Annotated in this window: 18 protein-coding genes and 4 pseudogenes; 14 read left to right on the forward strand and 8 right to left on the reverse strand. The window is 58.4% G+C overall.

Annotated features, from left to right (window positions below; translation table 11 throughout):
• The first annotated feature begins 93 nt into the window (after positions 1-93).
• On the forward strand, positions 94-696 hold the full coding sequence (locus BF12_RS0105485; RefSeq protein ID WP_024951400.1) for a YajG family lipoprotein: 603 nt from the start codon (positions 94-96) through the stop codon (positions 694-696).
• Between the two features lie 98 nt (positions 697-794).
• Here the strand turns inward: BF12_RS0105485 and tmpT are convergent, their stop codons facing one another.
• Both tmpT and BF12_RS0105495 read right to left on the reverse strand, forming a co-directional pair.
• The gene (gene tmpT / locus BF12_RS0105490) at positions 795-1,457 is read right to left on the reverse strand and encodes a thiopurine S-methyltransferase (RefSeq protein WP_024951401.1); all 663 of its coding nucleotides are present in this window, start codon (positions 1,455-1,457) and stop codon (positions 795-797) included.
• Between the two features lie 48 nt (positions 1,458-1,505).
• Complete coding sequence (locus tag BF12_RS0105495; protein ID WP_024951402.1) at positions 1,506-2,135, reverse strand: TIGR04211 family SH3 domain-containing protein; 630 nt, start codon at positions 2,133-2,135, stop codon at positions 1,506-1,508.
• Positions 2,136-2,962: 827 nt separating this feature from the next.
• Here BF12_RS0105495 and miaB point away from each other — a divergent pair.
• The 7 genes and pseudogenes from miaB to BF12_RS0105525 all read left to right on the forward strand — a co-directional run bounded on the left by miaB (position 2,963) and on the right by BF12_RS0105525 (position 9,874).
• Entirely contained in the window at positions 2,963-4,312 is a 1,350-nt protein-coding gene (gene miaB, locus BF12_RS0105500; RefSeq protein ID WP_024951403.1) for a tRNA (N6-isopentenyl adenosine(37)-C2)-methylthiotransferase MiaB, read from the forward strand.
• A gap of 198 nt (positions 4,313-4,510) precedes the next feature.
• A complete protein-coding gene (locus tag BF12_RS0105505; RefSeq protein WP_422615155.1) occupies positions 4,511-5,644 on the forward strand; it encodes a PhoH family protein in 1,134 nt (377 codons plus the stop codon).
• Positions 5,641-5,901: pseudogene (locus BF12_RS23680) on the forward strand (rRNA maturation RNAse YbeY); the annotation flags it as partial. The gene BF12_RS0105505 and the pseudogene BF12_RS23680, both read left to right, overlap by 4 nt.
• Positions 5,902-6,042: 141 nt before the next feature.
• Positions 6,043-6,369 (forward strand): annotated as a pseudogene (gene ybeY / locus BF12_RS23685) (rRNA maturation RNase YbeY); the annotation flags it as partial.
• Positions 6,370-6,497: 128 nt separating this feature from the next.
• Positions 6,498-7,406: a CorC family transporter gene (locus tag BF12_RS0105515; RefSeq protein WP_024951406.1), complete on the forward strand. Its 909-nt coding sequence runs from the start codon at positions 6,498-6,500 to the stop codon at positions 7,404-7,406.
• A 147-nt stretch (positions 7,407-7,553) separates the two neighbouring features.
• Positions 7,554-9,071: an apolipoprotein N-acyltransferase gene (lnt, locus tag BF12_RS0105520; protein ID WP_024951407.1), complete on the forward strand. Its 1,518-nt coding sequence runs from the start codon at positions 7,554-7,556 to the stop codon at positions 9,069-9,071.
• A gap of 50 nt (positions 9,072-9,121) precedes the next feature.
• Positions 9,122-9,874, forward strand: a complete 753-nt coding sequence (locus BF12_RS0105525; RefSeq protein ID WP_024951408.1) for a YdcF family protein — start codon at positions 9,122-9,124, stop codon at positions 9,872-9,874.
• Positions 9,875-9,973: 99 nt separating this feature from the next.
• Here BF12_RS0105525 and BF12_RS0105530 read toward each other — a convergent pair whose 3' ends face one another.
• Both BF12_RS0105530 and BF12_RS23355 read right to left on the reverse strand, forming a co-directional pair.
• Complete coding sequence (locus tag BF12_RS0105530) at positions 9,974-11,164, reverse strand: tetratricopeptide repeat protein (RefSeq protein ID WP_024951409.1); 1,191 nt, start codon at positions 11,162-11,164, stop codon at positions 9,974-9,976.
• 23 nt (positions 11,165-11,187) lie between these two features.
• Positions 11,188-11,988, reverse strand: coding sequence for a zinc ribbon-containing protein (locus BF12_RS23355; RefSeq protein WP_024951410.1), 801 nt, complete (start codon positions 11,986-11,988; stop codon positions 11,188-11,190).
• Between the two features lie 312 nt (positions 11,989-12,300).
• Between BF12_RS23355 and leuS the strand changes: the two are divergent.
• From leuS to holA, 3 genes and pseudogenes are all read left to right on the forward strand, one after another.
• Positions 12,301-14,900 (forward strand): annotated as a pseudogene (gene leuS / locus BF12_RS18835) (leucine--tRNA ligase).
• A 192-nt stretch (positions 14,901-15,092) separates the two neighbouring features.
• Entirely contained in the window at positions 15,093-15,635 is a 543-nt protein-coding gene (locus BF12_RS0105545; protein WP_024951411.1) for an LPS-assembly lipoprotein LptE, read from the forward strand.
• A 153-nt stretch (positions 15,636-15,788) separates the two neighbouring features.
• Positions 15,789-16,847 carry a DNA polymerase III subunit delta gene (gene holA / locus BF12_RS0105550; protein ID WP_024951412.1) on the forward strand — a complete coding sequence of 353 codons (1,059 nt, stop codon included), beginning with the start codon at positions 15,789-15,791 and terminating at the stop codon, positions 16,845-16,847.
• Here holA and BF12_RS18840 read toward each other — a convergent pair.
• From BF12_RS18840 to fadB, 3 genes are all read right to left on the reverse strand, one after another.
• On the reverse strand, positions 16,832-17,890 hold the full coding sequence (locus BF12_RS18840; RefSeq protein WP_024951413.1) for an amidohydrolase family protein: 1,059 nt from the start codon (positions 17,888-17,890) through the stop codon (positions 16,832-16,834). The genes holA and BF12_RS18840 overlap by 16 nt on opposite strands.
• A gap of 200 nt (positions 17,891-18,090) precedes the next feature.
• Positions 18,091-19,269, reverse strand: coding sequence for an acetyl-CoA C-acyltransferase FadA (gene fadA / locus BF12_RS0105560; RefSeq protein ID WP_024951414.1), 1,179 nt, complete (start codon positions 19,267-19,269; stop codon positions 18,091-18,093).
• A 126-nt stretch (positions 19,270-19,395) separates the two neighbouring features.
• On the reverse strand, positions 19,396-21,546 hold the full coding sequence (fadB, locus tag BF12_RS0105565) for a fatty acid oxidation complex subunit alpha FadB (protein WP_024951415.1): 2,151 nt from the start codon (positions 21,544-21,546) through the stop codon (positions 19,396-19,398).
• A gap of 414 nt (positions 21,547-21,960) precedes the next feature.
• Here fadB and BF12_RS0105570 point away from each other — a divergent pair, with 414 nt between their 5' ends.
• Together BF12_RS0105570 and slyA are read left to right on the forward strand one after the other, a co-directional pair.
• Entirely contained in the window at positions 21,961-23,073 is a 1,113-nt protein-coding gene (locus BF12_RS0105570) for a DUF5924 family protein (protein ID WP_024951416.1), read from the forward strand.
• A 189-nt stretch (positions 23,074-23,262) separates the two neighbouring features.
• Positions 23,263-23,708 (forward strand): annotated as a pseudogene (gene slyA, locus BF12_RS18845) (transcriptional regulator SlyA).
• Between the two features lie 177 nt (positions 23,709-23,885).
• Here the strand turns inward: slyA and BF12_RS0105580 are convergent.
• Positions 23,886-24,434 carry a hypothetical protein gene (locus tag BF12_RS0105580; RefSeq protein ID WP_024951417.1) on the reverse strand — a complete coding sequence of 183 codons (549 nt, stop codon included), beginning with the start codon at positions 24,432-24,434 and terminating at the stop codon, positions 23,886-23,888.
• A gap of 213 nt (positions 24,435-24,647) precedes the next feature.
• Between BF12_RS0105580 and BF12_RS0105585 the strand changes: the two genes are divergently transcribed.
• On the forward strand, positions 24,648-25,100 hold the full coding sequence (locus BF12_RS0105585) for a universal stress protein (RefSeq protein WP_024951418.1): 453 nt from the start codon (positions 24,648-24,650) through the stop codon (positions 25,098-25,100).
• The last annotated feature ends 64 nt before the right edge of the window (positions 25,101-25,164 follow it).

The following is a 25,164-nucleotide window of genomic DNA, read 5'->3' on the forward strand; positions in this document are numbered from 1 at the left end:
TACGCTCGATAACCTGACTGCCCCTATACTCGCGCCATTCAGCACATCACTTACCTCTCATGACGAGCGGTCCTTGCTTTGGAGCCCCCCATAATGATGCGTACATTGCGCAAAACCTGCATAACCGTGGCAATGATTGCCATTACCTCTCTACTGAGCGCCTGCGGCACCAGCCCTCAGCGACTTTACGTCAATCCTCAAGTCGGTGAGATGGGCGTGGTCGGTCACGGTCAGCAAATCGTGGTTGAGGTGATCGACAAGCGCCCCTCCGAGCGGATCGGCTCACGCGATGGCGCGACCAACGCCTCAAGCTACCTTGTCGTGCCGACTGGCGATCTGACACCGAAGCTTGAAGCACAGACCATCAGCGCGCTACGCCGCATGGGCTTCGTGCCAGTCTCGGCCGAGCAGGCAAATCCAGGTGCCTCCCAGCTGACCATCTCACTGACCGAGCTGGCCTATGGCGTGAAGCGTGGCGGACTGATCACCGATACCGCAGCGCTCAATGGCGTCATTCAAGCCGTAGCAGTGTCCGGCCAGCAGCGCTATACCGGCAGCTATACTGCAACGCGTGACCAGGGCTATGCCCTCAAGCCGAGCCAAAAAAAGAATACTGAGCTGGTCTCCAAGGTGATTGGCGATGCGCTGACGCGCGCTTTCCAGGACACCACACTGATCCGCCAGCTGGACCAGTAGCACTCAGACACTGCTTCAGATATGAAAACGCCCCCGCTGCCAATGGCCAGCGGGCGTTTTACATTCTTCATGAGGCAGATTCGATATCGCAGGATGTGTCAGGTGCGCGGTCCTTTACGTACCAGCCCCCATACGGTTTCGCGCAACCCACGTTCATCGGCCGCACGACGCTCCAATACCTCAAGCGTGAAGTTGGAGCTCAGCAGTTGACGCACCTCGTCCTCCGCCACGTGAAACGGTGGCCCCTGCTGCACATCCTGCTCACGCTCTAGGCTGATCAACAACCCTCGCGCGCCCGGCGGCAACAGCTGGGCCAGATGGAAGGCATAGCGCTGACGCGTGGCAGGCGGCAGTGCAATCAGTGCAGCACGATCATAGAAAGCATCAAGATGGTCTACGTGATCAATATGGAAGTGGAAGAAATCACCACACCATAACTCCACCGGTCCCTGACGGAAGCAATCGAAATACTCGAGACGATAGCGCGAAACATCCCCTACCCCTTCAGCCACAAACTGCTCACACGCCTGACGCGCCAGCTCGATACCCAACACTGGATGACCTTGAGCTGCCAACCAGCGCATGTCCAGGCTCTTGCCGCACAGCGGCACCAGCACCTTGGCGCTGGCAGCCACCTCCAGATGTGGCCACCAACGCTCGAGAGCCGCATGTGTCGCCGGGAGATGGAATCCAATCCGTCCTTCCTGCCAGCGAGACAACCAGGGGTCACTGGCGGATCTATCAGAGGCACCTGCTGACATCGTCACTCCCGTTTGTCACATACGATCTGGCTCGACATTGTCAAAGCCTTACAGGAAGCCGTGACGCTTCTTCTTGCGCCTCGGAAGATGCGGCACAATCAGGCCGACCAACAAGCCAGCGCCAGCGACACCGCCGCCATACATGAAGTAACGCACCAGCAAGTCTTGCTTCTGGGTATCCAGCAATGCCTGCATTCTGCCCATCTTGTCGCGCGCCTCTGCAAGCTCGGATGACTGGCTGTTACTGGCCTGCTCCAGCTCCTCGATGCGCGCCTGACGGGTTTCAAGCCCTACCTTCATGTCCGCGACACGGGTTTCCCACTCTTGATCGATACCGTCGAGTCGCGACGTCAGGCTCTTGACCTTGGCACTCAGCGTCGGCACTCGAGCATTGACGCTTTGCGTCTTCTGCAGCTCAGAGGAAGGCAACCACACCACATCACCACTATCCGTGCGAATCTTGCTGTAGTCGTTTTGCACCTCGAGCAACTCAACGGGCTGGCCGGCCTCAACCGTGCCCACGATACGATAGCCATCGGTCGGCCCGCTGCGCACGAAAGTGGTCAAGGCATCCGAGACCCAGTGATCTTCAGCGGCACTGGCAGTCGGGGCAGACACACCCAGCATCAGGCTGCCGGTAATGCCAAGTCCCATCAGTACACGGCGTAATGAACGCAACGTTGCCTCACGGAGTGAACGAGATGAAAAGTTATCAAGAGATGAAAAGCTGCTGAAAGAGAGTAATCGCATCATGTCACGTTCTTCATGGCTGTCTGAGGGCGATGGCCGTCATGCTCATAAGGCTATAGTGATAAGCCCATGGGACTCACTTGCTGAACATGATCAACCGCGAATCGGTGCGCCGAAGCACGCCTTGTCTGCCCATGCGTTGTCTACCAGGTTGTGTAATGCAAGGCTTCCTGCCTGGCATCACTATAGTGCTTGGACGTACCACACATTTCAGTGTCTTCAGACATCCACACTTTCTGTGGATAAGTCTTGGGACAACGTTGGAAGGGAGGACGCGCACGCGGCGAAATGCCTGCCCCGCCAACACATTGTTCATTTTTTAACCAGCTCAGACATGCACGCTATCGGCATGAAAACCTTAACAAATCAAGCCATTGACAGTTCCATGTTCTCGTTACTGCCTATGTCTCGCGGGGACAAAACCGGAAAGAAACATGCAGCCTCAGCCAAGCTGCTCGTGAGGATACCACAGCCATCGGCAAGCGGGAGCGCTCGCCATACCCCACCTTTTGAGGAGCTACGCCGACAAGACTGGCCGCATGGACAGCAGCCTCCTATACTGTGCCGTCCTGATTTAGGCCTCGGCAACATGCCGCGCCCCAGACTCCCGATTAGCGTCAACGTCTCGGGACTCATTCATTACAAAGTCGCGCCCCTTCTCCTGACCGCTTCATTCGTCGCCCGTCACCTTGATGTGTCACGGACCGTAGGCGTACGAAGGTTCGGCGCGCAGCTCAGAGCGTTCACACAAGGCAATGGCGAAGAAACTCTTCATCAAGACCCACGGCTGCCAGATGAACGAGTACGACTCCGCTCGCATGGCGGATCTGCTCGGTGAATCCCATCAGATGGAAGTCACGAATGACGAATCCGAAGCGGACGTCATCCTTCTCAACACCTGCTCCATCCGCGAGAAGGCGCAGGAGAAGGTCTTCCATCAGCTGGGACGTTGGAAGAAGCTCAAGGAGAAGAATCCGGCGCTAGTGATCGGTGTTGGCGGCTGCGTGGCCAGCCAGGAAGGCGACAATCTCCGCAAGCGCGCCCCTCACGTCGACATGATCTTCGGCCCTCAGACACTGCACCGCGTGCCAAAGATGCTCGACACTCGTCGTGACAGCCTGAAGCAGATCTCGGTAGTAGATGTGACCTTCCCCGAGATCGAGAAGTTCGACAATCTTCCCGCCCCCACCAGTGATGGCGCCAGTGCCTTCGTTTCGGTGATGGAAGGCTGCTCCAAGTACTGCACCTTCTGCGTGGTGCCGTACACGCGAGGCGAAGAAGTCTCGCGCCCATTCGAGAAGGTGATGGACGAAGTGATTCACCTCGCCGACCAAGGCGTGCGCGAGATAAATCTGCTCGGCCAGAACGTCAACGCCTACGCAGGACTCAATCTACTGGGTGAGGAAATAGATCTCGCCGAGCTGATCAGTTGCGTGGCGCAGGTCGAGGGCATCGATCGCATTCGCTTCACTACCTCACATCCGGTGGAGTTCAAGGACTCGCTGATCGAGGCCTTTGGCGAAATCCCGGAACTGGTCAGCCACCTGCATTTACCAGTGCAGTCAGGCTCCAACCGTATTTTGGCAGCGATGAAGCGTGGCCATGAGCGTGACATGTACATCGACAAGCTCGAGCGTATCCGCACCTTGCGTCCGGACATGAGCTTCTCTTCCGACTTCATCATCGGCTTCCCCGGTGAAACAGATCAGGATTTTGCGGACACCATGGACCTGATCGGCCAGATTGGCTTCGATCACTCGTTCAGCTTCATCTACTCGTCACGCCCCGGCACACCGGCGGCAAATCTCGAGGACGATACTCCCGAGGACGTGAAGAAAGAGCGTCTATTGATCCTGCAAGAGCGCATCAATCAGCAATCAATGCAGATCGGTCGCAAGATGGTGGGCACTACTCAGCGTATCTTGGTATCAGGCTTCTCGCCGCGCGACCCGGGCATGCTGTCCGGACGTACCGAGAACAATCGCGTGGTCAACTTCCGCGCCGCCAACCCGACCGAGCTGATCGGCTACCTGGTGGATGTCGAAATTACCGAGGCCTATCCCAACTCGCTGCGCGGTGAGCTCAGCTCTCCTTATCGTTATTGAGCCAAACCCTCACGAGCCAATAACGCTCAACCCCATCATTATCAAGCAGATAGCCATGGTGGCCGTACAGGACAATTGCCCTCTACGGCCATCGCGCATTAAGCTCGTTGCATCTACGTGTCGCATGCTCATTCCTCGATGGCGAAACGCATGCCCACGCCGACTTCCGCATTCATCTTCACCAGGATATTCGACGCCTTGAGCCACCAGCCCCAGCAAGCCAATCGCATTCTCAACATGACGCTTGAGCCGGCAGACCCGCAACGTCTTGCCAGCCTGACCGGTCAGCGCGACGAGCATCTCAAGCTGATTGAATCCCGACTCGGCGTCACCCTGCGCAACCGTGGTAACGACTTCCAGATTGCCGGCCCCTCAAGTGCCGTCAAGGCCGCCGGCAATGTGCTGGAGCATCTGTACCGCGAGACAGGTGCCGGTGAGGTTGAAGCCGAAACCGTACACCTCTTCTTGCAGGAATCCGGTGTTGAGGCACTGGTAGAAGCTGCTGAAGATAAAGCCATCAGCTACGGTGATGTGGTGGTTCGTACGCCCAAGGTACTGGTTCGCCCGCGCGGTTTTAACCAGCAGGGCTATGTCACCGAGATGCGTAACCACGACATCAATTTTGGCATTGGTCCGGCGGGCACAGGGAAAACCTATCTCGCCGTGGCTGCGGCGGTGGAAGCACTCAACAATCAGGAAGTTCGTCGTATTTTGCTGGTACGTCCTGCGGTCGAAGCCGGCGAGAAGCTGGGCTTTTTGCCGGGTGATCTAGCCCAGAAGATCGACCCATACCTGCGTCCGCTCTACGACGCGCTCTATGAGATGCTCGGCTTCGAGCACGTCAACAAGATGATCGAGCGTCAGATCATCGAGATTGCACCGCTGGCCTACATGCGCGGACGTACGCTCAACAATGCCTACATCATTCTCGATGAAGCCCAGAACACGACACGTGAGCAGATGAAGATGTTTCTGACGCGTATCGGCTTCGGCTCCACCGCCGTGATTACCGGTGATGTCTCGCAGGTCGATCTGCCGCGGGGCACTCTGTCGGGTCTCGCGCACGTGATGGTAGTGCTCAAGGAAACTCCTGGCATCAGTATCACGCACTTCCTGGCCAAGGATGTCGTACGTCATCCGCTGGTACAGCGTATTGTCGAAGCCTATGACAGCTTCGAGGCAGAGGAAGAAAAGCAGGAAGGCGAGCGCCGCGAACAGCGTCAGGCCGAACGCGAAGCCCGCATGGCCACGCTGAATGCTCAGGGCAATGTTTCTGCAAGCAATGCTCCTCAGAACAACACAAACCCCACGACTTCCGGAGGCCAGCAGTGAGCGAAGCGCCTGCCGTCGTCGTTGACCTGCAACTGGCCGTTGACGAGCGTGAATTCGACGGTCAGCCTCTGCCGGAAAGCCATCAGCTGGAAGCGTGGGTCGCCGCGGCGCTCATCGGTGCAGCAGAAGATGGTGCGCTGGATTCCGGCAGCACGCTCTGCGAGCTGACCGTACGTCTGGTGGAGGAAGAAGAGAGCCAGGGCCTGAATCGCGATTATCGCGGCAAGGACTATCCCACCAATGTGCTCTCCTTCCCACATGAGCCGCTGGATCTGGACGACTTCGCCTTGCCGCCGGAGCTGGCCGCTCGCTTTGCCGAAGAAGGTGAGGATGAAAGCGACGAATCATGGCTGGCGGTCGGTGAGGAGGATGCTGATGCTGACCCTGCCCTTGACGCTGATGCCCTGGAGGCACCTTCTTCCGAGGCTGTCAGCTTGGCGTCAGGTGATCTCGACGATACTGATGTGTCATTTGAGCAGACCGAAGACAATGAACAACGCTTTCTGGGTGATCTGATCATCAGCGTCCATGTCGTGGCCCGCGAAGCCCGCGAGCAAGGCAAGACGCTGGAGGCACATTTCGCTCATATGCTGGTTCATGGCACCTTGCACTTGCTCAGCTATGACCATATCGAGGACGATGAAGCCGAGCGGATGGAAGCGCTCGAACGCCATATACTCGCCGGATTGGGATTTTCCGATCCGTACCGGGAAGAGAATCACTGATGCGGATGCATTCCTGCATCCGCATCGACCGCCGCCGAGCACGACAGAGCATGATCCTGTCGTGCTCGACTGCCCCGATACCACCACGACAATGGGGTATCGCCACCGAGGAAAAGAGAAACTAACGCATGAGCGAAGACCGATCGGGAAGCCAATCGAAATCCTGGCTCGATAAGCTGTTCGGCGCCTTCTCAAGCGACACCGACGAACCCAGCTCCCGTAGCGAGCTGCTCCAGTTCCTGTCAGAGGTAGGCCCACGCCTGAATCTCGATCAGGATGCGATTGCCATCATCGAGGGTGCGCTGGAAATCAGCGACCAGCAGGTCCGCGAGGTCATGATCCCCCGCTCTCAGGTGCAGGCCATTCAGGTCGACCAGCGCCCTGAAGAATATCTGCCGCTGATCCTCGAATCGGCTCACTCCCGCTATCCCGTGATTGACGAGAATCTCGATGAGGTACTCGGCATTCTGCTGGCCAAGGATCTGCTGCCGCTGATCTTGCAAAACGACAGCGAGCGCAAGCGCTTCGATCTGCGCGAAGCCATCCGTCCGGCCATGTTCATCCCCGAATCCAAGCGCCTCAACAGCCTGCTCAAGGAATTCCGCGAAACGCGTAATCACATGGCGGTAGTCATTGATGAATACGGCGGTACCGCTGGGCTGGTGACGATCGAGGACATTCTCGAGCAGATTGTCGGTGATATCGAGGACGAGCATGACACCGATGAAGACGAGGATATCCGTGAGCTGGGCGATGGCCAGTACGCCGTCAGTGCACTGACCACCATCGATGACTTCAACGAGCACTTCTCCACCGACTTCTCCGATGAAGAATTCGATACGGTGGGCGGGTTGATGATTCAGCGCTTTGGTCACATGCCACGTCGTCAGGAATCGACCGACTTCACCGGCTGGCGCTTCACGGTACTCAACGCCGACAACCGACGCATTCGCCAGGTTCAGGTCTGCCGACTGGAGGATGCCACCGGTGATGCACCGCCCTCGGAAGAACACCGTGCGCACATCAGCGGTGAATGATGGTGTGAGTCACTGAATGACAGTCTTCACAAGACACTGTATGACACCATCACGCATATCAGACGGGCTAGCGATGTCGCCTGTCATGATGACGGACAATGCCAGACACATCTTTCGGTGTGTCTGGCATTTTACAAGGAGAGCGGTATGTCCGATTCCCCCCGCCCAGCCGCCTTCACCGGCATCTCAATACTGGGTCACGTACTGGCAATCATTGCCGGCGGTCTTGTCACGCTGAGCTTTGCCCCTTTTGATCAATGGTGGCTAGGACCGCTCGGCGCCGGCTTGCTTTACGGCACCTTGCGCATGGAAGGTGGCGGCTTCATGCGCGCCTGGTGGTATGGCGTAGGGCTATTCGGGAGCGGTGCCAGCTGGGTCTATGTCTCGATTCACGACTACGGCTACACCGGAATGCCACTGGCAGTGCTACTCACCATGCTCTTCGTGGCCTGCATGGCACTATTCCCTGCACTCTGGATGGGGTTGTGGCAGCGTTTCTGCTCACGTCGCTTCGATGTGCTGTCTTTCGCGGCCATGTTCGTCATCAGTGAGTTATTTCGTACCTGGGCCTTTACCGGCTTCCCGTGGTTGCTGCTGGGTAACAGCGCTGCCGATTCCCCGCTGGCACATTGGGTGCCAATACTCGGCGTCTACGGCATCTCGCTGATCATCGCGCTCTCCGGCGCGCTATTGTGGAATCTGGCGCTACGCCGCCGCTGGCTGGCCATTGCGCCGCTGGTGGTGCTGTGGGGCGCAGGTCTGCTACTGCCCGCTAACTGGACACAGCCCGGCGGCCAACCTGCACGCGTTGCGCTGCTACAGGGCAACCTGCCACAGCTGATCAAGTGGAGTGCTGAAGGCCAACGTCGCGCTGCCAATACCTACGCCGCGATGACCCGCGCCGTGCAGGACGACGCCGACCTTATCGTCTGGCCAGAAACGGCGCTACCGATGCTGCGCGATCAGGCCGAGCCTTTTCTTGAACGCATTCAGGCAACTCTGCCACCTAAAACCGGTCTTATTACCGGAATAGTGGAACGTGATGCCGATGGTCGCTTCTATAACAGCGTGATTCCCATCGATGCGCCCGGCACTCAGTATCGCAAGGAGCACCTCGTGCCCTTCGGAGAGTATGTGCCGCTGGAGAACGTGCTGCGCGGTGTGATCAGTTTCCTCGATCTGCCGATGTCGAGCATGGCAGCGGGAGGAAGTGACCAGCCGCCACTCAGCGTCAGTGGCCTGCGCATTGGCGTGGCGATCTGTTATGAAATCGTCTACCCGGAACTGGTACGCCAACGCGCACTCAGCTCTACCGTACTACTGACGGTTTCCAACGACACCTGGTTCGGGCACTCCATCGGCCCACTGCAGCATCTGCAGATGGCTCAGATGCGGGCACTGGAGAATGGTCGTTATCTGCTACGTGCAACCAGCAACGGTGTCACTGCGATCATATCGCCGCAGGGTGAAATTCTTGAGCAGGCCCCGCAATTCGAGGAAGCCACCGTCACCGGCGACATTCGTCTGCAACTGGGCATGACGCCCTGGATGCGCTTCGGGATGCTGCCAGTGTGGATATTGATCGCCTTGCTGCTAGCACCGGGGTTGGTTCTAGGTATTACCGAACGTATCGGAGCACGCCGTCAGGTACGTCGTTCATCATAATCATCTGCCGGGCAGACGCCCGGCATAGCATCTGACCAAGCGAGAATGTCATGGACTTCACCGAGTTACTCGGCATCATCAAGGATCTGATACTGCCGCCCGGCGGGCCACTACTGCTGCTTATTCTGGCTATGCTGATTCTCAAGCGCTGGCCAAGCACAGCACGCGCGTTCATGGCACTGGCCATTCTTACCCTATGGTTGCTGTCATCGCCCGTTGTCTCTACTCGCTTGATGGCTGGCCTGGAGCGCATTCAGCCTAGTGAGCCAGCCGAGTGGATCCAAGCCCAGGCCGTCGTCGTGCTGTCTGGAGGACGCTACTATGATGCCCCGGAGCTACAGGGACGTGATCGCATCAATGGCGAAACACTAAGCCGACTGGATGAGGGAGTCCGTGTCGCGCGTAATGCAGAGCTACCAATTCTGCTCACGGGCGGCAGGGTGTCCTCTTCGGATAGCGGCACACTGGCGGATCTCATGCAGCGCTCGCTCATCGACGAGTTCGACTATCCCGCCCGCTGGCTGGAAAATCGCAGCGAGAATACTCAGCAGAACGCTCTGTACACTCGCGAGGCGCTCAAGAAGGACGACATCAACAAGATCGTGCTGGTGACCAGCGCATGGCATATGCCACGCGCCATGCGTAATTTCCAGAACCAGGGTTTCCGTACCATCATCCCTGCTCCCGTCGGCTATACCTCGGTTTCAAGCCTGGGAATGGATGCATGGATACCCAACAGCTCCGCACTGACCCAGTCCCGCTGGGCCCTGCATGAGTGGATAGGCTGGCTGGTCGGTCGTTGAACTCTGCTTGATCTCATTACTGCATCACAAGAAAGGGCTGCCATTTGGCAGCCCTTTCTTGTGTCACGGCTCGCGCGCGGCCTTTCGCTACTTCGCACCTCACTGTTCGTTCTGCATCCAGCTGGCATCCTTGAGCCACGGCCCCAGCTGACGACGCTGAAAGGCGCGGTCTCGCGTCCATTCATCGCTGCCCACGTGGGCATTGCCGAGCGGAAATTCGCCCAGTGCATCATCGGGGAAGCACAAGCTGTCGCGTCCGTTGATCGATAGCGAGTAGCAGCGGTCATGACTGATGACGCTGGTACGCATATAACGCCAGACACACTCCTTCATGAACCATTGATCGACATTCAGCGTCTCGACCTGCTGCAGCTGCCATTCGCTCAACATGCCTTCAAGCGATGGCAATACGCCAGCAACGCCACCCCACAGCCCTGCCAACACCAGATCAGTATGGCTCCACCAGTCACGCATCACGTGAAAGAAGCGTCCGGAGGTCAGCCACATCTGTACTGCGCGCACCTCACGCAGACTGATCACGCTGTCACAGTCACGCACCACGAAGTAGCCCACCGTGGGGTCATCCGCGACTGCGAATCGCCAACACAGCCGTTGGCGGAGGCTGTCACTGGCAGGCCGCTCCATCAGCTCGGCCCCTAGCTGGCGTGCCAGCGCCAGAAAGTCGTCAGGCACGCTAGCATCATGATGGAGGCGTACCCGCCAGCCCGGATACAGCACCGGCGCCAACAGCAGATTATGCAGCATGCCATTCAGATAGCGGGGCTCGCCACCCCACACGCCGAAGGACAACACACGCGTCTTGCCTGCCGTCAATGCACTCGGCGAGTCAGTCGGCAGCTGCCAGCCAGCTGCCAATGGCAAGCTGCCATGCTTGGCATCCTTGAGTGCAAGAGCACGGCTACCGTACTGGCGCGCCTTGTCATGACGTTTGAGCGATGCACAGCTACTGGCCAGCGAATCAAACAGCACAGGATTCGTGCACTGCTGCTCTACCAACACTTCTCCCGCCGCGCAGGATGCCACGCGCTCACCGGCCCGCGAAAGACACACCACATGATTGAGCGCGATCTCTTCATCCTGTGGGCATTCCGTGCGGCCATGCTCAAGAATCTGGCTGGCAGCGCGATAATCTCCCAACATGAACAGGTAGTAGGAAATCTGCTTGAAGAGCCCCGCGACACGCGGACGTGGCTGCCGATTGAAGTGCTCAATCAGCAGCTGTACAGCCTGAGGTCTGCGATCCGCTTGCCATGCCTGCTGGGCAGGCACGAACCACTCCCTCGGCACCGCCATCAGTCGTCGTCGCCACTGTGTCCTGCATTGCCAGCATGATCATTGCCACCCTCGGCACTATTGCCGCGTGCATAACGTGGGTCGGCCTGCTGATCAGCCTTCGACGGGCTAGAGAGGGTACGTGCATCATCCGGATCATGCGGATCACGTGATGCACGCCCAGGCGTGGCAGCCACTTTCGGAGCACCGCGCGCGAAGAAACGATGTCCGCAGGCATGGCAGGGTTCAAGCACGCATGGATGCGTCAGCGTGGTGGTCGCATCACAGTGCACGCAGTGCAGCAGGCCCGGTGCGATGACTTCACCACTGGTGTAGTCAGCGCGCGCAGCTTCTAGATCTTCCTCGAAATGCGCTTGATCAACGACGGTACGATCGGCAATCGACAGCAATGCGGAGCTGACACTGCGTGACAGCACGGAGAGGTCGATCCCCAGCCAGCTGGCAATACCTTCTCCGCCAGCCGCCAGGTGACGACGGAATTCGTGCATGTCGCGTTCGACCCAAGCACGTAGCAGCGCCAGCTCGTCGAGCGTGAACTCCTCGACCTCAGACTCGAAGCGCACTGCCTCGTCCAGTTCAGCCTTGAGGCCATCCCAGGACAGTTCACCGCTACTCTCTTCCAGGCGCGTCAGAATGCGGCCGTAGGCCTCTCCCAGTCGCCCTTCGCTCTCATTGTGCTGTTCCGTGGCCGGCATCGGCGTATCTTCAAAGCCGCTATCATGCGAGGAACCGCCACTCGCATCATGGCGCGCAGGGCTGATCGGGTCATGCGGATCACGGGATTCACGTTGCTGGCTCATGGACTCTCCTTGTGTCTTCACCTCCTCCCTAGGTGCAGGAGGGCGTGGCGCTCTACCTTCAGCATGGCGGCGTTGGCGTCGCTTCACAAGCCACACCCGAACACTCCCTGATGCACATCAGTCATGCAGCGCTTTTTCATGATGCTCACTCGCTACGCCCAGCAACAGCCTCCCCTACCTGAGGCTTGGCGTCTGGGGTAGACTTGGCGGTATCTCTGACAGTAATGGCACCTCGTCGTGCCTGCTCATTTCTTCACGCCCTGCCTGTCTCCCCGACAGGTATAGGCCAATGCCAAGGTAGTAACGGAACCGATGGACTCACAGGACGCTTCTCAACAGTACGCTCCCGATCAGATCGAACAGGCTGCACAGCAGTTCTGGGAGAAAAATCAGTGCTTCAAGGCGGTGGAAGATGCCAACCGCGAGAAGTTTTACTGCCTGTCGATGTTCCCCTACCCCAGCGGCAAGCTACATATGGGGCACGTACGCAACTACACCATCGGTGACGTGATCTCCCGTTTCCAACGCATGCAGGGCAAGAACGTGATGCAGCCGATGGGCTGGGATGCGTTTGGCCTGCCGGCAGAAAATGCTGCCATGAAGAACAACGTCCCGCCGGGCAAGTGGACGCATGAGAACATCGCCTACATGCGCGATCAGCTCAAGGCGCTGGGCTTTGCCTACGACTGGAGCCGTGAGTTCGCGACCTGCGATCTCGAATACTATCGCTGGGAGCAGTGGTTCTTCGCCAAGCTGGTCGAGAAGGGGGTCGTCTACAAGAAGAGCTCCATCGTCAACTGGGATCCGGCAGACCAGACCGTACTGGCCAACGAGCAAGTCATCGATGGCCGTGGCTGGCGTTCCGGCGCGCTGATCGAGCGCAAGGAAATCCCGCAGTGTTCCTGCGCATCACCGACTATGCCGAAGAACTGCTGGCTGATCTCGACAAGGTCGAATGGCCGGAACAGGTCAAGACCATGCAGCGCAACTGGATAGGCAAGTCGCGCGGGGTTGAGCTGAGCTTCGGTCTCGATACCGCAGCAAGCCAGGTGCAGGAATCGCTGACCGTCTTCACCACCCGTCCGGATACCCTGATGGGCGTCACCTACGTCGGCGTCGCCGCTGCTCACCCGCTGGCCAAGGCCGCGGCAGAGCACAACCCGGCACTGGCCGAGTTCAACGCCGAGTGCGCGCGTGGTGGTACCAGCGAAGCCGACATGGCGACCATGGAAAAACGCGGCATGGACACAGGCTACAAGGCCATCCACCCGCTGACCGGCCGTGAAGTGCCGGTATTCGTCGCCAACTTCGTGCTGATGGAATACGGCACGGGTGCCGTGATGGCCGTGCCGGCACACGATGAGCGTGACCACGAATTCGCCACCAAGTACGAGCTGCCCATCGAAGCCGTGATCGCCGATGCTGAAGGCAACACGCCGGACATCAGCGAAGCCGCCTTCACCGAGCGCGGCGTACTGATCAACTCTGGCGAGTTCAATGGCCTCGACTTCGAGAGCGCCTTCGATGCCATTGCCAACCGCCTTGTCGAGCAGAACCGTGGCGAGATCAAGACCAACTTCCGTCTACGCGACTGGGGCGTATCCCGCCAGCGTTACTGGGGCGCGCCGATTCCGGTCAAGAACGGCCCGAACGGCGAATCCATCCCGCTGACCGACGCCGAGCTGCCGGTGGCGCTGCCGCTGGATGTCGAATTCGATGCCTCCGGCGGCTCACCGATCAAGAAGATGCCGTCCTTCAGTGACCTGGGCGATGGCTGGCAGCGCGAGACAGATACCTTCGATACCTTCATGGAATCTTCCTGGTACTACGCGCGTTTCTGCTGCGCGGACAACCACGATGCCATGCTGGACGAGCGCGCCAACTACTGGCTGCCGGTCGATTACTACATCGGCGGTATCGAGCACGCCATCCTGCACCTGCTCTACGCGCGCTTCTTCCACAAGCTGATGCGTGACTTCGGCCTGGTCGAAAGCAACGAGCCGTTCAAGCAGCTGCTGACCCAGGGCATGGTGATCGCGGATACCTTCTACCGCATCAACGAGAAAGGTGGCCGCGACTGGTTCAACCCGCTCGACGTTGAAGTGAAGACAGACGACAAGGGGCGTGCTCTCAGCGCCACATTGCTCTCGGATGGCCTGCCGGTGGTCATCGGAGGCACCGAGAAGATGTCCAAGTCCAAGAACAATGGCGTTGATCCGCAGTCGATGATCGACCGCTTCGGTGCTGATACCGTGCGCCTGTTCATGATGTTCGCCGCGCCGCCCGAACAGTCTCTGGAATGGTCTGACTCCGGTGTCGAAGGCGCGCACCGCTTCGTCAAGCGCGTCTGGCGTTTGGTCCACGAACACGTGGCAGCAGGTACTCCAGTCGCGCTCGACATGACCACCTTGAATGACGATCAGAAAGCACTGCGTCGCAAGACACACGAGACCATCGCCAAGTGCAGCGATGACATTGGCCGTCGCACCACCTTCAACACCGCAATTGCTGCCGTGATGGAGCTGGTCAATGCCATCAGCCGCTTCGAAGATACAAGCCCGCAAGGGTTGGCAGTCGCACGTGAAGCCGTCGAGGCTTGTGTGCTGCTGCTGTCGCCGATCATCCCGCACGCCACGCATACGCTGTGGGCCACGCTGGGGCACGCAGAAGCCGTGATCGATGCTCCGTGGCCGGCCACTGATGCTGATGCCATGAAGAAGGACAGCATCGAGCTGGTCGTGCAGGTCAATGGCAAGCTGCGCGCGCGTCTGTCCTTCCCGGCCGACGCTGATCGCGACACCATCGAAGCGGCAGCGCTGGCAGATGCCAATGTCGTCAAGTTCGTCGATGGAAAAACGGTTCGCAAGGTGATCGTGGTACCGGGAAAGTTGGTCAATATCGTTGCCAACTGATCCACGATACGACTAGATGCCCCGATGGCTTGAGCGATCAGGGCTCCGCTATCGGCTCAGAGGTTTCGCAAAATGCTCTGAGCCGATAGCAACCAAATTCTCGTGCATGGCCTGATGTTGTCCATTGTGACTCGCCATCAAGCCATGCCCTCGCAAGACATTCATGACACCCGCTCATGACAGGAGGTCACGGTGACGCAAGCGAATCATTCCATTGCATCTGTACGCGAATCAACGCGTATATCCCGCCGCGCTGGCCGCCGATTGCTAGCAGCATTCGGTGTTGGCATGGCGCTGACACTGAGCGGGTGCGGCTTTCAACTGCGCGGCCAGAACGATGCGCCAATGGCTATCACTCAGCTCGATGTCAAGGCACCGATCAGTGAGACCCACAGCGCGCTGCGTGACGCACTCAAACGTGCTGATATCAGTCTGAGTGACAGCGCTCCGCTCACGCTCAATCTGGGCAAGGTCAATGAAAACGTCCAGCAGGTGACCTTCGGTGACGCTGGCAGCATCAAGCGTGAGTTGACCTATAACATCGTCTACTCCATACAGCGCAAGTCCGACGGTGCCTATCTGGCCAACCAGCAAGTACTTGAGGCCAGCAGCAACTATTACACCAACGACGACAACCTGCTCAATACCGATGATGTCCGTGAGCGTGCTGGCCGGCAGATCAATCGTGACTTGAGTCGTCAGCTGCTGGAGCGCCTGCGCGTGATCACCCCCTGATTCAGAGGGCTCACTATTTCCGCTGACTGACAGGCACGGCTTCGCGATACCGGGCAACCGACTATCACGGAGCCGTGCCTGTCTGGGCCATCTTTTCGACCGAATGCAATGCGGCAGCCGCCGTTACGACATGTGCATGACCGAAGGACATTCATGAAGGTCTATCCCGACAAACTGGACGAGCAGCTCAGCAAACGCCTGTATCCCGTCTACATCGTGGCCGGTGACGAACCGCTCATTCATCAGGAGAGCTGCGATGCCATCCGCAAGGCAGCACGTGCTGCTGGTGTCGAAGAACGCGAAGTACTGCACGTCGAGAACGGCTTTCAGTGGGGGCGTCTGACCGAGTCGGCGGCGAGCATGTCACTGTTTGCCTCACGCAAGTTGATCGAGTTGCGTCTTGGTAGTCAGAGTGCAGGTCAGGAAGGTAGCAAGGTACTCAAAGCCTACGCCGAGCGAATCGAGAAGAATGGCGATATCCTGCTGATCACTGCTGCGCGACTTGATCGCAAGGTACAGCAGACAGCGTGGTTCAAGATTCTGGAAAAGGTAGGGGTCTTCGTCGCGGTATGGCCCGTTGATCACTCACGTCTGGGCTTCTGGATACGAGATCGCGCCCGGCTGCATGGACTGGAGTTGAATCAGGATGCCTCACGCCTGCTGGCCGAGCGTATTGAAGGCAACCTGCTGGCAGCGGATCAAGAGCTGCAGAAGCTCGCGTTGCTGCATCCGCCTGGCGCGCGACTGGATGGCAATGCCATTGCCCAGGGGGTCGAGGACAACGCTCGCTATGATGTCTTCACGCTGGCGGATGCCTGCCTGAAGGGTGAGATCGAACGCAGCGGACGTATCGTACTGGGCCTGCGCGGTGAAGGCGTCGAGCCCCCCGTCATTCTGTGGGCACTGACACGAGAGCTACGCACCCTGCTTTCGTTGCGCCAGCATCTTGATCAAGGCCAGAGTTTCGAGCACGCCTGCAAGGCCCAGAAGCCGATGATCTTCGACAAGCGTCGTCCCTTCTATCAGCAAGCGATCAATCGACTACCGCACAAACGCCTGCACAAGCTTCTGCTGTTCTCCCAGCGTCTTGACATGGCGGTCAAGGGTGGCATGGCATTGCCGGTATGGGATGGCATGGTCGATCTGGCGCTGACACTGGCCGGTGGCCGTGGGCCGCTGGCGGAACTGCCGCACGCCTACAAGGTGGTGTAACACCCGACGCTGTCATCGAGACATCCGGTCAGGTGCATGGATGCATAGATAGAACCCAAGAGACCCACTGGCATCATTGCCAGTGGGTCTCTTGGGTTCTTGGATCGAGACTCAGTGCGCTGCGTCGCCTTCGACTTCACGAAGGCCGGATAGCCATAGAGCTTGCGCGGATTATCGCGGAAGATCTTCTCGCGCACCTCGCGCTCCGGCAACCAGTGTTGCATCAACTCGGCGAGCATATCTTCTTCCGGCATCTCGATACCGATATACGGATGCGGCCAATCACTGCCCCATATCACGCGTTCCGGATTGGCATTCACCAGCGCACGCGCCAGCGCGGTGACATCGGAATACGGCAGCCGCCCTCGCGTGGTCAGTCGATAAGGTGCCGACAGCTTGACCCAGGTCCGCCCCTGCTTGAGCATTCGACATAGTGCTGCAAAGCCTGTGCAATCCGGGCCACGCGTCGCGGCCAAGTGTCCCATATGATCAATCACCACAGGCACCGGCAGACTACCGAGGCGCGCTTCCATATCACGGAAGGTGGAAACATCAATCAGGCACTCAAGATGCCATTTGAAGCGCACCAGACGGTCCGCCAGCACCACGACATCCCGCCAGCGCAGGCCACCAGAGAAGATAAGATTAAGGCGTACCCCACACACACCCAGTGCCGAAAGGCGTTCCAGCTCCTCGTCACTGATATCGGGGCTGACGACCGCTATGCCCCGATAATCCAGCCCGCGCTCACGGCAGGCCACCAGGCTATCGCACAACAGTCGATTATCGTAACCATAGACACTGGGTTGAATGAACACACCATGACTGGTGCCCATCGCTTGATGCATTTCGAGCGCATCCTTGAGGCCGAATTCGGCAGGATTGTAGGTCCTATCCTCTGACAGCGGGTAACGTACCGAGTCGCCAAACAGGTGCAGGTGGCAATCAATACTGCCTGCCGGCAGTCGAAACGTCAGCGGATATGGCAAGGGCCGTGGCGGCACGGCGCTCGGCAGGTCCTGCTCGACATGATTCCAGTCCATCGATGCGGCTCCCTCGCGTAACCCCAATTCATCAAGTGTCAGACGGTCTTTGATAGCTATCGCCCCCTTCACGATACTGCGCTGACCGCCCTGATTCCAGACAAGAGAGTCTGGGCAAGCATTTCTAGACAATAAAAAAGCGGCATGTCCGAAGACATGCCGCTTTCTGTGTGGCTACCGCTGCGTTAGCGAGTGGCCGCTCAGTCAAGACGCTCGAAAATAGTCGCCACGCCCTGCCCCATGCCAATGCACATGGTTGCCAGACCAATGCGGGTATTCTGCTGTTTCATGACATTGAGCAACGTGGTGCAGATACGCGAGCCAGAGCAACCCAGCGGATGTCCCAGCGCGATGGCGCCACCGTTGAGATTGACCACCGCATCAGCACGCTCCAGTAGCCCGAGGTCCTTGAGCACCGGAATCGACTGCGCCGCAAAAGCTTCATTGAGCTCGACGGTCTGGATGTCGTCGATGGTCAGACCGGCTGCCTTGAGCGCCAACTTGGTCGCAGGCACCGGACCATAGCCCATGATGGAAGCATCACAACCTGCCACACCGGTCGCTAGTACACGAGCGATAGGCTTTAGGCCCAGCGCTTCAGCGCGCTCGGCGCTCATCACTGCCATGCCAGAGGCACCAACTGATAGCGCAGAGGACGTCCCTGCCGTCACGGTGCCACCTTTGGGATCAAACACCGGCTTCAGGTTGCCCATGGATTCCATGCTGGCATCGCCACGGATGACCTCATCACGCGTCACCAGCACACGGCGACCTTCAGCATCATGTCCTTCAACGCCGATGATCTCATTGTCGAAGCGGCCTTCATCCGCGGCTGACTGAGCACGCTGGTGAGAACGCACCCCGAATTCGTCCTGCTTCTCACGGCTGACACCGTGCATCTTGCCCAGCAACTCGGCTGTCAGACCCATCATCATTGCGGCCTTGGCAGCATACTTGCTGGCGCCCGGATTGATGTCGATGCCGTGTGCCATCGGCACGTGTTCCATGTGCTCGACGCCACCGATGATATAGAAGTCCCCCATACCGGCCTTGATATTGGCGGTCGCGATATGCAGCGCGCTCATCGAGGAACCACACAGACGGTTTACCGTCTGGGCCGGCACGCTACGCGGAATTCCAGTCATGATGGCGGCGTTACGCGCGATGTTCATGGCTTGCTCAAGGGTCTGGTTGACGCACCCCCAGATAATGTCGTCGACCTCAGCCGGTACGAGAGCTGGATTACGGTCAAACAGTGCCTGCATTACAGCGGCGGAGAGGTTCTCGGCCCGCACGTGGCGGAAGGCGCCGTTCTTGGTCTTGGCCATGGCGGTACGCACGCCATCGACGATTACCACATCTCTCGGGTTCAGGTTCATGGTCTGGCTCCCTCATGGCCCCCGCTCTCGCGTGAGCCTGAATTCTGGTCGGATGGTGCTAGCAGGCGCCCCCGTGGACAATGCCGTAACGGGAGCGCATCAGGGCCGTTGGCCCGCACGACAGGATCAGCCGTAGAAGGCTTCACCACGGGTAGCGCGCTCGCGCAGTGCGTCGGTCGGGCGATACAACGGACCCAGCTCTTCCGCGAGGCTATCAGCCAACGCCACAAACTCGGCGACACCCATCGCGTCCACATAACGCAATGCGCCACCACGGAACGGCGGGAAACCGATGCCGTAGATCAGCGCCATGTCGGCCTCTGCCGGCGAACCCACGATGTTGTCTTCCAAGCAGCGAATGGTTTCCATGCACAGAGGCACCATCATGCGCGCGATGATGTCTTCATCGGAGAACTCACGAGTCTCGGTGACGACCTCAGCCACCAGTGCCTGAGCGGCTTCATCCGACAATTTCTTCGGCTTGCCCTTGCGATCTTCCTCGTAACGATAGAAGCCAAGATCATTCTTCTGGCCAAGACGCTTGTTGTCGTACATCACCTGGATGGCAGTCTTTCCTTCGCGCGCCATGCGCTCCGGGAAACCTTCCGCCATCACGGCATTGGCGTGCACCGCAGTATCCATACCGACCACGTCGAGCAGATAGGCCGGACCCATCGGCCAGCCGAACTTCTCCATCACCTTGTCGACGCGCTGATAATCGGCGCCCTTCTCGACTAGCAGACTGAAGCCGCCGAAGTAAGGGAACAGTACGCGATTGACGAGGAAGCCTGGGCAGTCGTTGACCACAATCGGCGTCTTGCCTATCTGACGGGCATAAGCGACGGTCGCGGCGATGGCGGCATCACTGGATTTCTCGCCACGGATGACCTCCACCAACGGCATGCGGTGCACCGGGTTAAAGAAGTGCATGCCGCAGAAGTTCTCGGGACGTTTGAGCGATTCGGCCAGACGCGTGATGGAAATGGTCGAGGTATTGGATGTCAGGATGGTGTCATCGCCGACGTTGTCTTCAAGCTCCGCCAGCACGCCGGCCTTGACCTTGGGATTCTCGACCACGGCCTCGACGACCAGATCCACATTGCCGAAATCACCATAGCTGAGTGTCGGACGAATGTTGGACAGGCCCTGCGCCATCTTGTCAGTAGTCAGCTTGCCGCGCTCAAGCCCCTTGCCGAACAGCTTACGTGCTTCCTTGAGACCCAGCTCAATCGCATCACCATTGATGTCCTTCATCAGGATCGGCGTGCCCTTGCTGGCGCTCTGATAGGCAATGCCGCCGCCCATGATGCCGGCCCCCAACACCGCCGCCTGCTTGATCTCACGCGCCTGCTTTTCATGACCTTTAGCCTTCTTCTTGACCACCTGGTCGTTCATGAACAGGCCGACCAGATTGAACGCCACGTCTGTCAATGCCATGCGTGCGAAGGTCTTGGCTTCAATCGCCTGAGCCCGCTCACGAGATTCACCAGCGCCTTTCTGAATGACCTTGATCGCTTCGACCGGCGCGGGATAGTGCGGACCCGCCTTGCCAGCCACGAAGCCTTTGGCTGTCTCGAAGGCCATCATCTGTTCGATGGCATTGAGCTTGAGCGGTGACGTCTTCTCGAGACGACGCGCCTGCCAGTCCAGCTCGCCGCTATTGGCCCGCGCCAGAATGTCGAGTGCCGCAGCGTCCAGTTCAGCGACGGGCAGCACTGCATCCACGGCACCTGCTGCCAGCGCCTTGTCAGCACGATTCTCGGTACCACCACAGATCCACTCGATGGCGTTATCCGCCCCGATCAGACGCGGCAGGCGCACGCAGCCCGCCCAGCCCGGAATGATCCCGAGCTTGGTTTCCGGCAGGCCAATCTTGGCGCTGTCGGCCATGACACGAAAATCGGTGGTCAGGGTAATCTCACAACCACCGCCCAGTGCCAGGCCATTGATGGCCGTGACGGTGGGGAACGGCAGGTCTTCAATGGCATTGAAGATACCGTGGATGGTCATGTTCATGTCGATCAGGAAGGCTTCATCCTTCTCGAACATCTGATGGAATTCGGTGATGTCGGCGCCGACAATGAACGCCTCCTTGCCGGAGCGAATGACGAGCCCCTTCAGATCGGCAGTGGCCTTGATCGCCTCGACCGCCTCACCCAGCTCCTTGATCACATAGCTGGCCAGCTTGTTGACCGACTCGCCTTCGAGGTCGATGGTCAACAGGGCGATGGCATCCTGATTGGCCTCGACCGAAAGCGTTTTGCCTGAATAGATCATCCACGGATCTCCACAAGAGAAAGAGGTGGAGGCGGTCGCAACGGTGCTTGGCACTCGTGCAGCCGGCCTCGCCGGACTCGCCGCTGGCAGAGGTACCAAGAGAAATTTCAGACATTCCCCTCAGCGCTTCATACAAGCGTTTGAATAGAGTCAGCTTGGGCCAGCAGCCAACAAAGATCAAGCCTGCTGATATTAGCGAAAGGTCGTGGGTCGTGAATGTACACAAGGCAAGGAGAGTCTCAGTCGCTCTAAAATGACCGCAAGAGGGGTGACGCAGAATTTCGACAGCTCGCGTGACTGATAATCGACGCTACACCCAAGTGATGTCTCGCGTTACCCTGACATGCTTTTCCAATTTCTGCGTGAGGGCACTGGCCGTCACGCTTTCAAAGGCTTCACCGATACCATGCTTTCATGAGCACGACTCTCTCAGCCCTCTACCTGCGTCTGACAAACGTGGTCGAACACACCAAACGCTGGCACTGGCTCTGGCCACCTATCGGCTTTGCCGCGGGTATCGGCAGCTTCTTTCTCGTCAATCGCCAACAATGGTTAGGTGCCATGCTGGCAATTGGCATGCTACTGGCCTGGCTGATATTGATTACTGAAGGTCTGTGGAGTCGCTTTCGTCGCCATCGTGGCAAGAATGCCCTGCCGCGCAAGCTGGCTACCTTTGTGGCACAGCTGATTCAGCAGGAAACGCTGTGCTTTACGCTGCCCTTCTTCTTGGCCACCACCGACTGGGCCAGTGGCCAAGCCGGCTTTACACTGCTGATGTGTGGCGCGACTCTGTTGTCGATTCTTGACCCGTTCTATTACCGCCTGGCAGAGCGCCATCGCTGGCTGTATTTCGGTTTCCATGCGTTATGCGTGTTTGTCGTGGTGCTGGTCACTCTGCCGTTGATGCTGGAGCTGACGACCGGAGAGAGCCTGCTGGCCGCCTGTGGTGCCATGAGTCTATTTGCACTGCCCAGCGTGGCCAATCTACGGATTGCGCGCGGATTGACAGGCGGGCTTGCGATGATCGGGATCAGCGTGATGCTGGGTGTCGGTGCCTGGAGTGCACGAGCATGGATTCCCCCCGCCACCCTGTGGATCAATGAAAGCAGTCTATCGCCTGCGTTTGATACTGCCGCCCGCGCTCCGCAGGGCGAGATGCGTCTGACACCCGCTCAACTATCGGCCAATGGCCTGTATGCCTTCACTGCCATTCGTGCGCCACGTGGCCTGTCAGAGAAGGTCTATCACGTCTGGCGTCACGATGGCGAAGTCGTGGACCGCATCGCGCTCAACATCAATGGTGGGCGGGGCGAGGGGTATCGCGCATGGACTCACAAGACTGCCTTCCCGAGCGACAGTGACGGTGAGTGGCGTATTGATGTCGAAACCCTGAATGGCCAACGAATTGGTAGCCTGCGTTTTACGGTAAGTGATGATCCGTCACTCGCGACACTTGCCGACAGTAGTCTTAGCCATCCACCCGGCATTCCCGGCTGGAGAATCACCAACCTTATCCCGGGGTTATGAGGTGAACTTCTTGTCTGGAAGGCGTGATGAAATACCAGGATGAAACGGTCGGTTACCCGACCTTGGGCGTAAAATTCGTTCGCAGGCTTGTAATTACACTAGCTGCCTAGCATTCTGATAAGAAGGGCTGCGCAGATGCGCCATCGATAAAATGCCTATTCATTATTTGCACTCAGCGGACGACCTATCATGCATGAAGATATCGGACTCAAGCTTTCCCGCCTGCCGCGCCTATGGCGTGCCATCCTGGACCAGCGACTGTCCCCGCTGGGCCTCACCCAAACACGCTGGATGACGCTGGTTCATCTCTGGCGCATGGGCGATGGTCAGCCACAATGCGACTTGGCACGTTCCATCGGCATCGAGGCACCTCACTGGTGCGCACGCTCGATCAACTCAGCGAGCAGGGGCTGGTCGAACGTCGCGCCTGCGAAGAAGACCGCCGTACCAAGCGCATATTCCTGACGCGTAAAGCGTTACCCCTGATAGAGAAGATTGACGCCATCGCCGAGCAGACGCGCGTCGAAATGCTCGAAGGACTCAGTGCCGAGCAGGTTGACCAGTTCTGCGAGTGTCTGATGGTGATGGAGAAAAATGGACTGGAGATTGCTGAGAAGGTGCCTGAAAACGCCTGATACCTGTCGAGTGTCCCGGCGTTTTCAGGCTCAAGATCATGCAGAGTTGCCTGATACCAGCGCTGAAAAGCGAGCACTGGAAAAGAGACACAGTCTCTGCAAGACAATAAAAAGCCCCTGTCGATCATGTCGACAGGGGCTTTTTATTGAATTTCGAGTCGAACTAGGAAGGCAGCGCTAGGCGTCAGGCATCTTCGGCTCAGTACCCACCAATGGCCGCCGCTTATGTGAGATTGGTGCCTTGTGGATCAACAACGCATGCAATGCCTCGAACTCGCGTCGCCACTCGGCACACCCTTCGACACTCAGACTCTCGCCCCACCACAGCGTCAGGCCGGAGAGTGATGCTTCCAACATCAATGCATCGTCTGGCAGCGTACGTGTGAGCTGTAGAATCGCCGCTGAGACGTCAGCGTCATCGGCGAGACGACTCTCTTCACGCCAGCGATAACCTGGCACCGCTTCACGCAGCGCCTCGCTGGCCCAGTCCTCGTGTACCAGAATAAACGGCGTCACATCGCGCTCAGTCGGCCAAGGGCGTCGATATCCCACGATGCCATTGGGAGCATCCGAGAGCACTGGGCGCTTGAGGTCCACCCGCATGCCATCCGCGATAACTGCCTTGCGCACCGACGCCGTTCGCGTCTCGCGCTTGCTGGGCCGTAACCAGGTCAGCGGCGACAGCATTGCCAGCATAATAAAGATAATGATCAGAGCAGTGGTCATGAAGTGTCCCGCTGGAGTATCAAAAAATTCCCGCGCTCATGTGCATATGAATGCGCCACAACGCTGGTTTCGGCATTTTTTCAGCGCTGTTGCGTATCACGCACTCTAAATACGTTGATGTACGTCATTGTCTTCAGGGGGGCGGCAAGCCTAGCATGGAAGCAGGTGTACGATGTCACTCGAATGGCCAACCCTCTGCAGGAGGATCTCAGGATGAGCAACGAATACAAACATGTACTGGTCGCTGTCGACCTGACCAAGGATTCCCACCTGGTACTGGAGCGCGCACTGCCCATCGCTGAGCGGAACGGTGCCAAGGTCTCTATCATCCATACGCTGGAGCCATTGGGCTTCGCCTATGGCGGCGATATTCCGATGGACCTGACCAGCATTCAGGATCAGCTGGATTCCCACGCGCGTGAGCGTCTGGGTGACATTGCCACGCCCCACGGTATCGCCAACGAAGACCAGTATGTCGTGGTCGGTATGCCAGATAGCGAAATTCATCGCTTCGCCGCCGAACATGACGTGGATCTCATCGTGGTCGGCTCCCACGGCCGTCACGGTTTTGCCCTGCTATTGGGCTCTACCTCAACGGGTGTGCTGCATGGCGCCCAGTGTGACGTACTGGCGGTACGCGTCGGGGCTGATGACAGCGAAGAATGAAGTAACCACCGTTGTTAGTGGCAGCTGCCAGGAGTCACAATCACTCACAACAAGGGCTGCCCAT

The organism is Cobetia crustatorum (assembly GCF_000591415.1).
In the GTDB taxonomy this organism is placed as follows: domain Bacteria; phylum Pseudomonadota; class Gammaproteobacteria; order Pseudomonadales; family Halomonadaceae; genus Cobetia; species Cobetia crustatorum.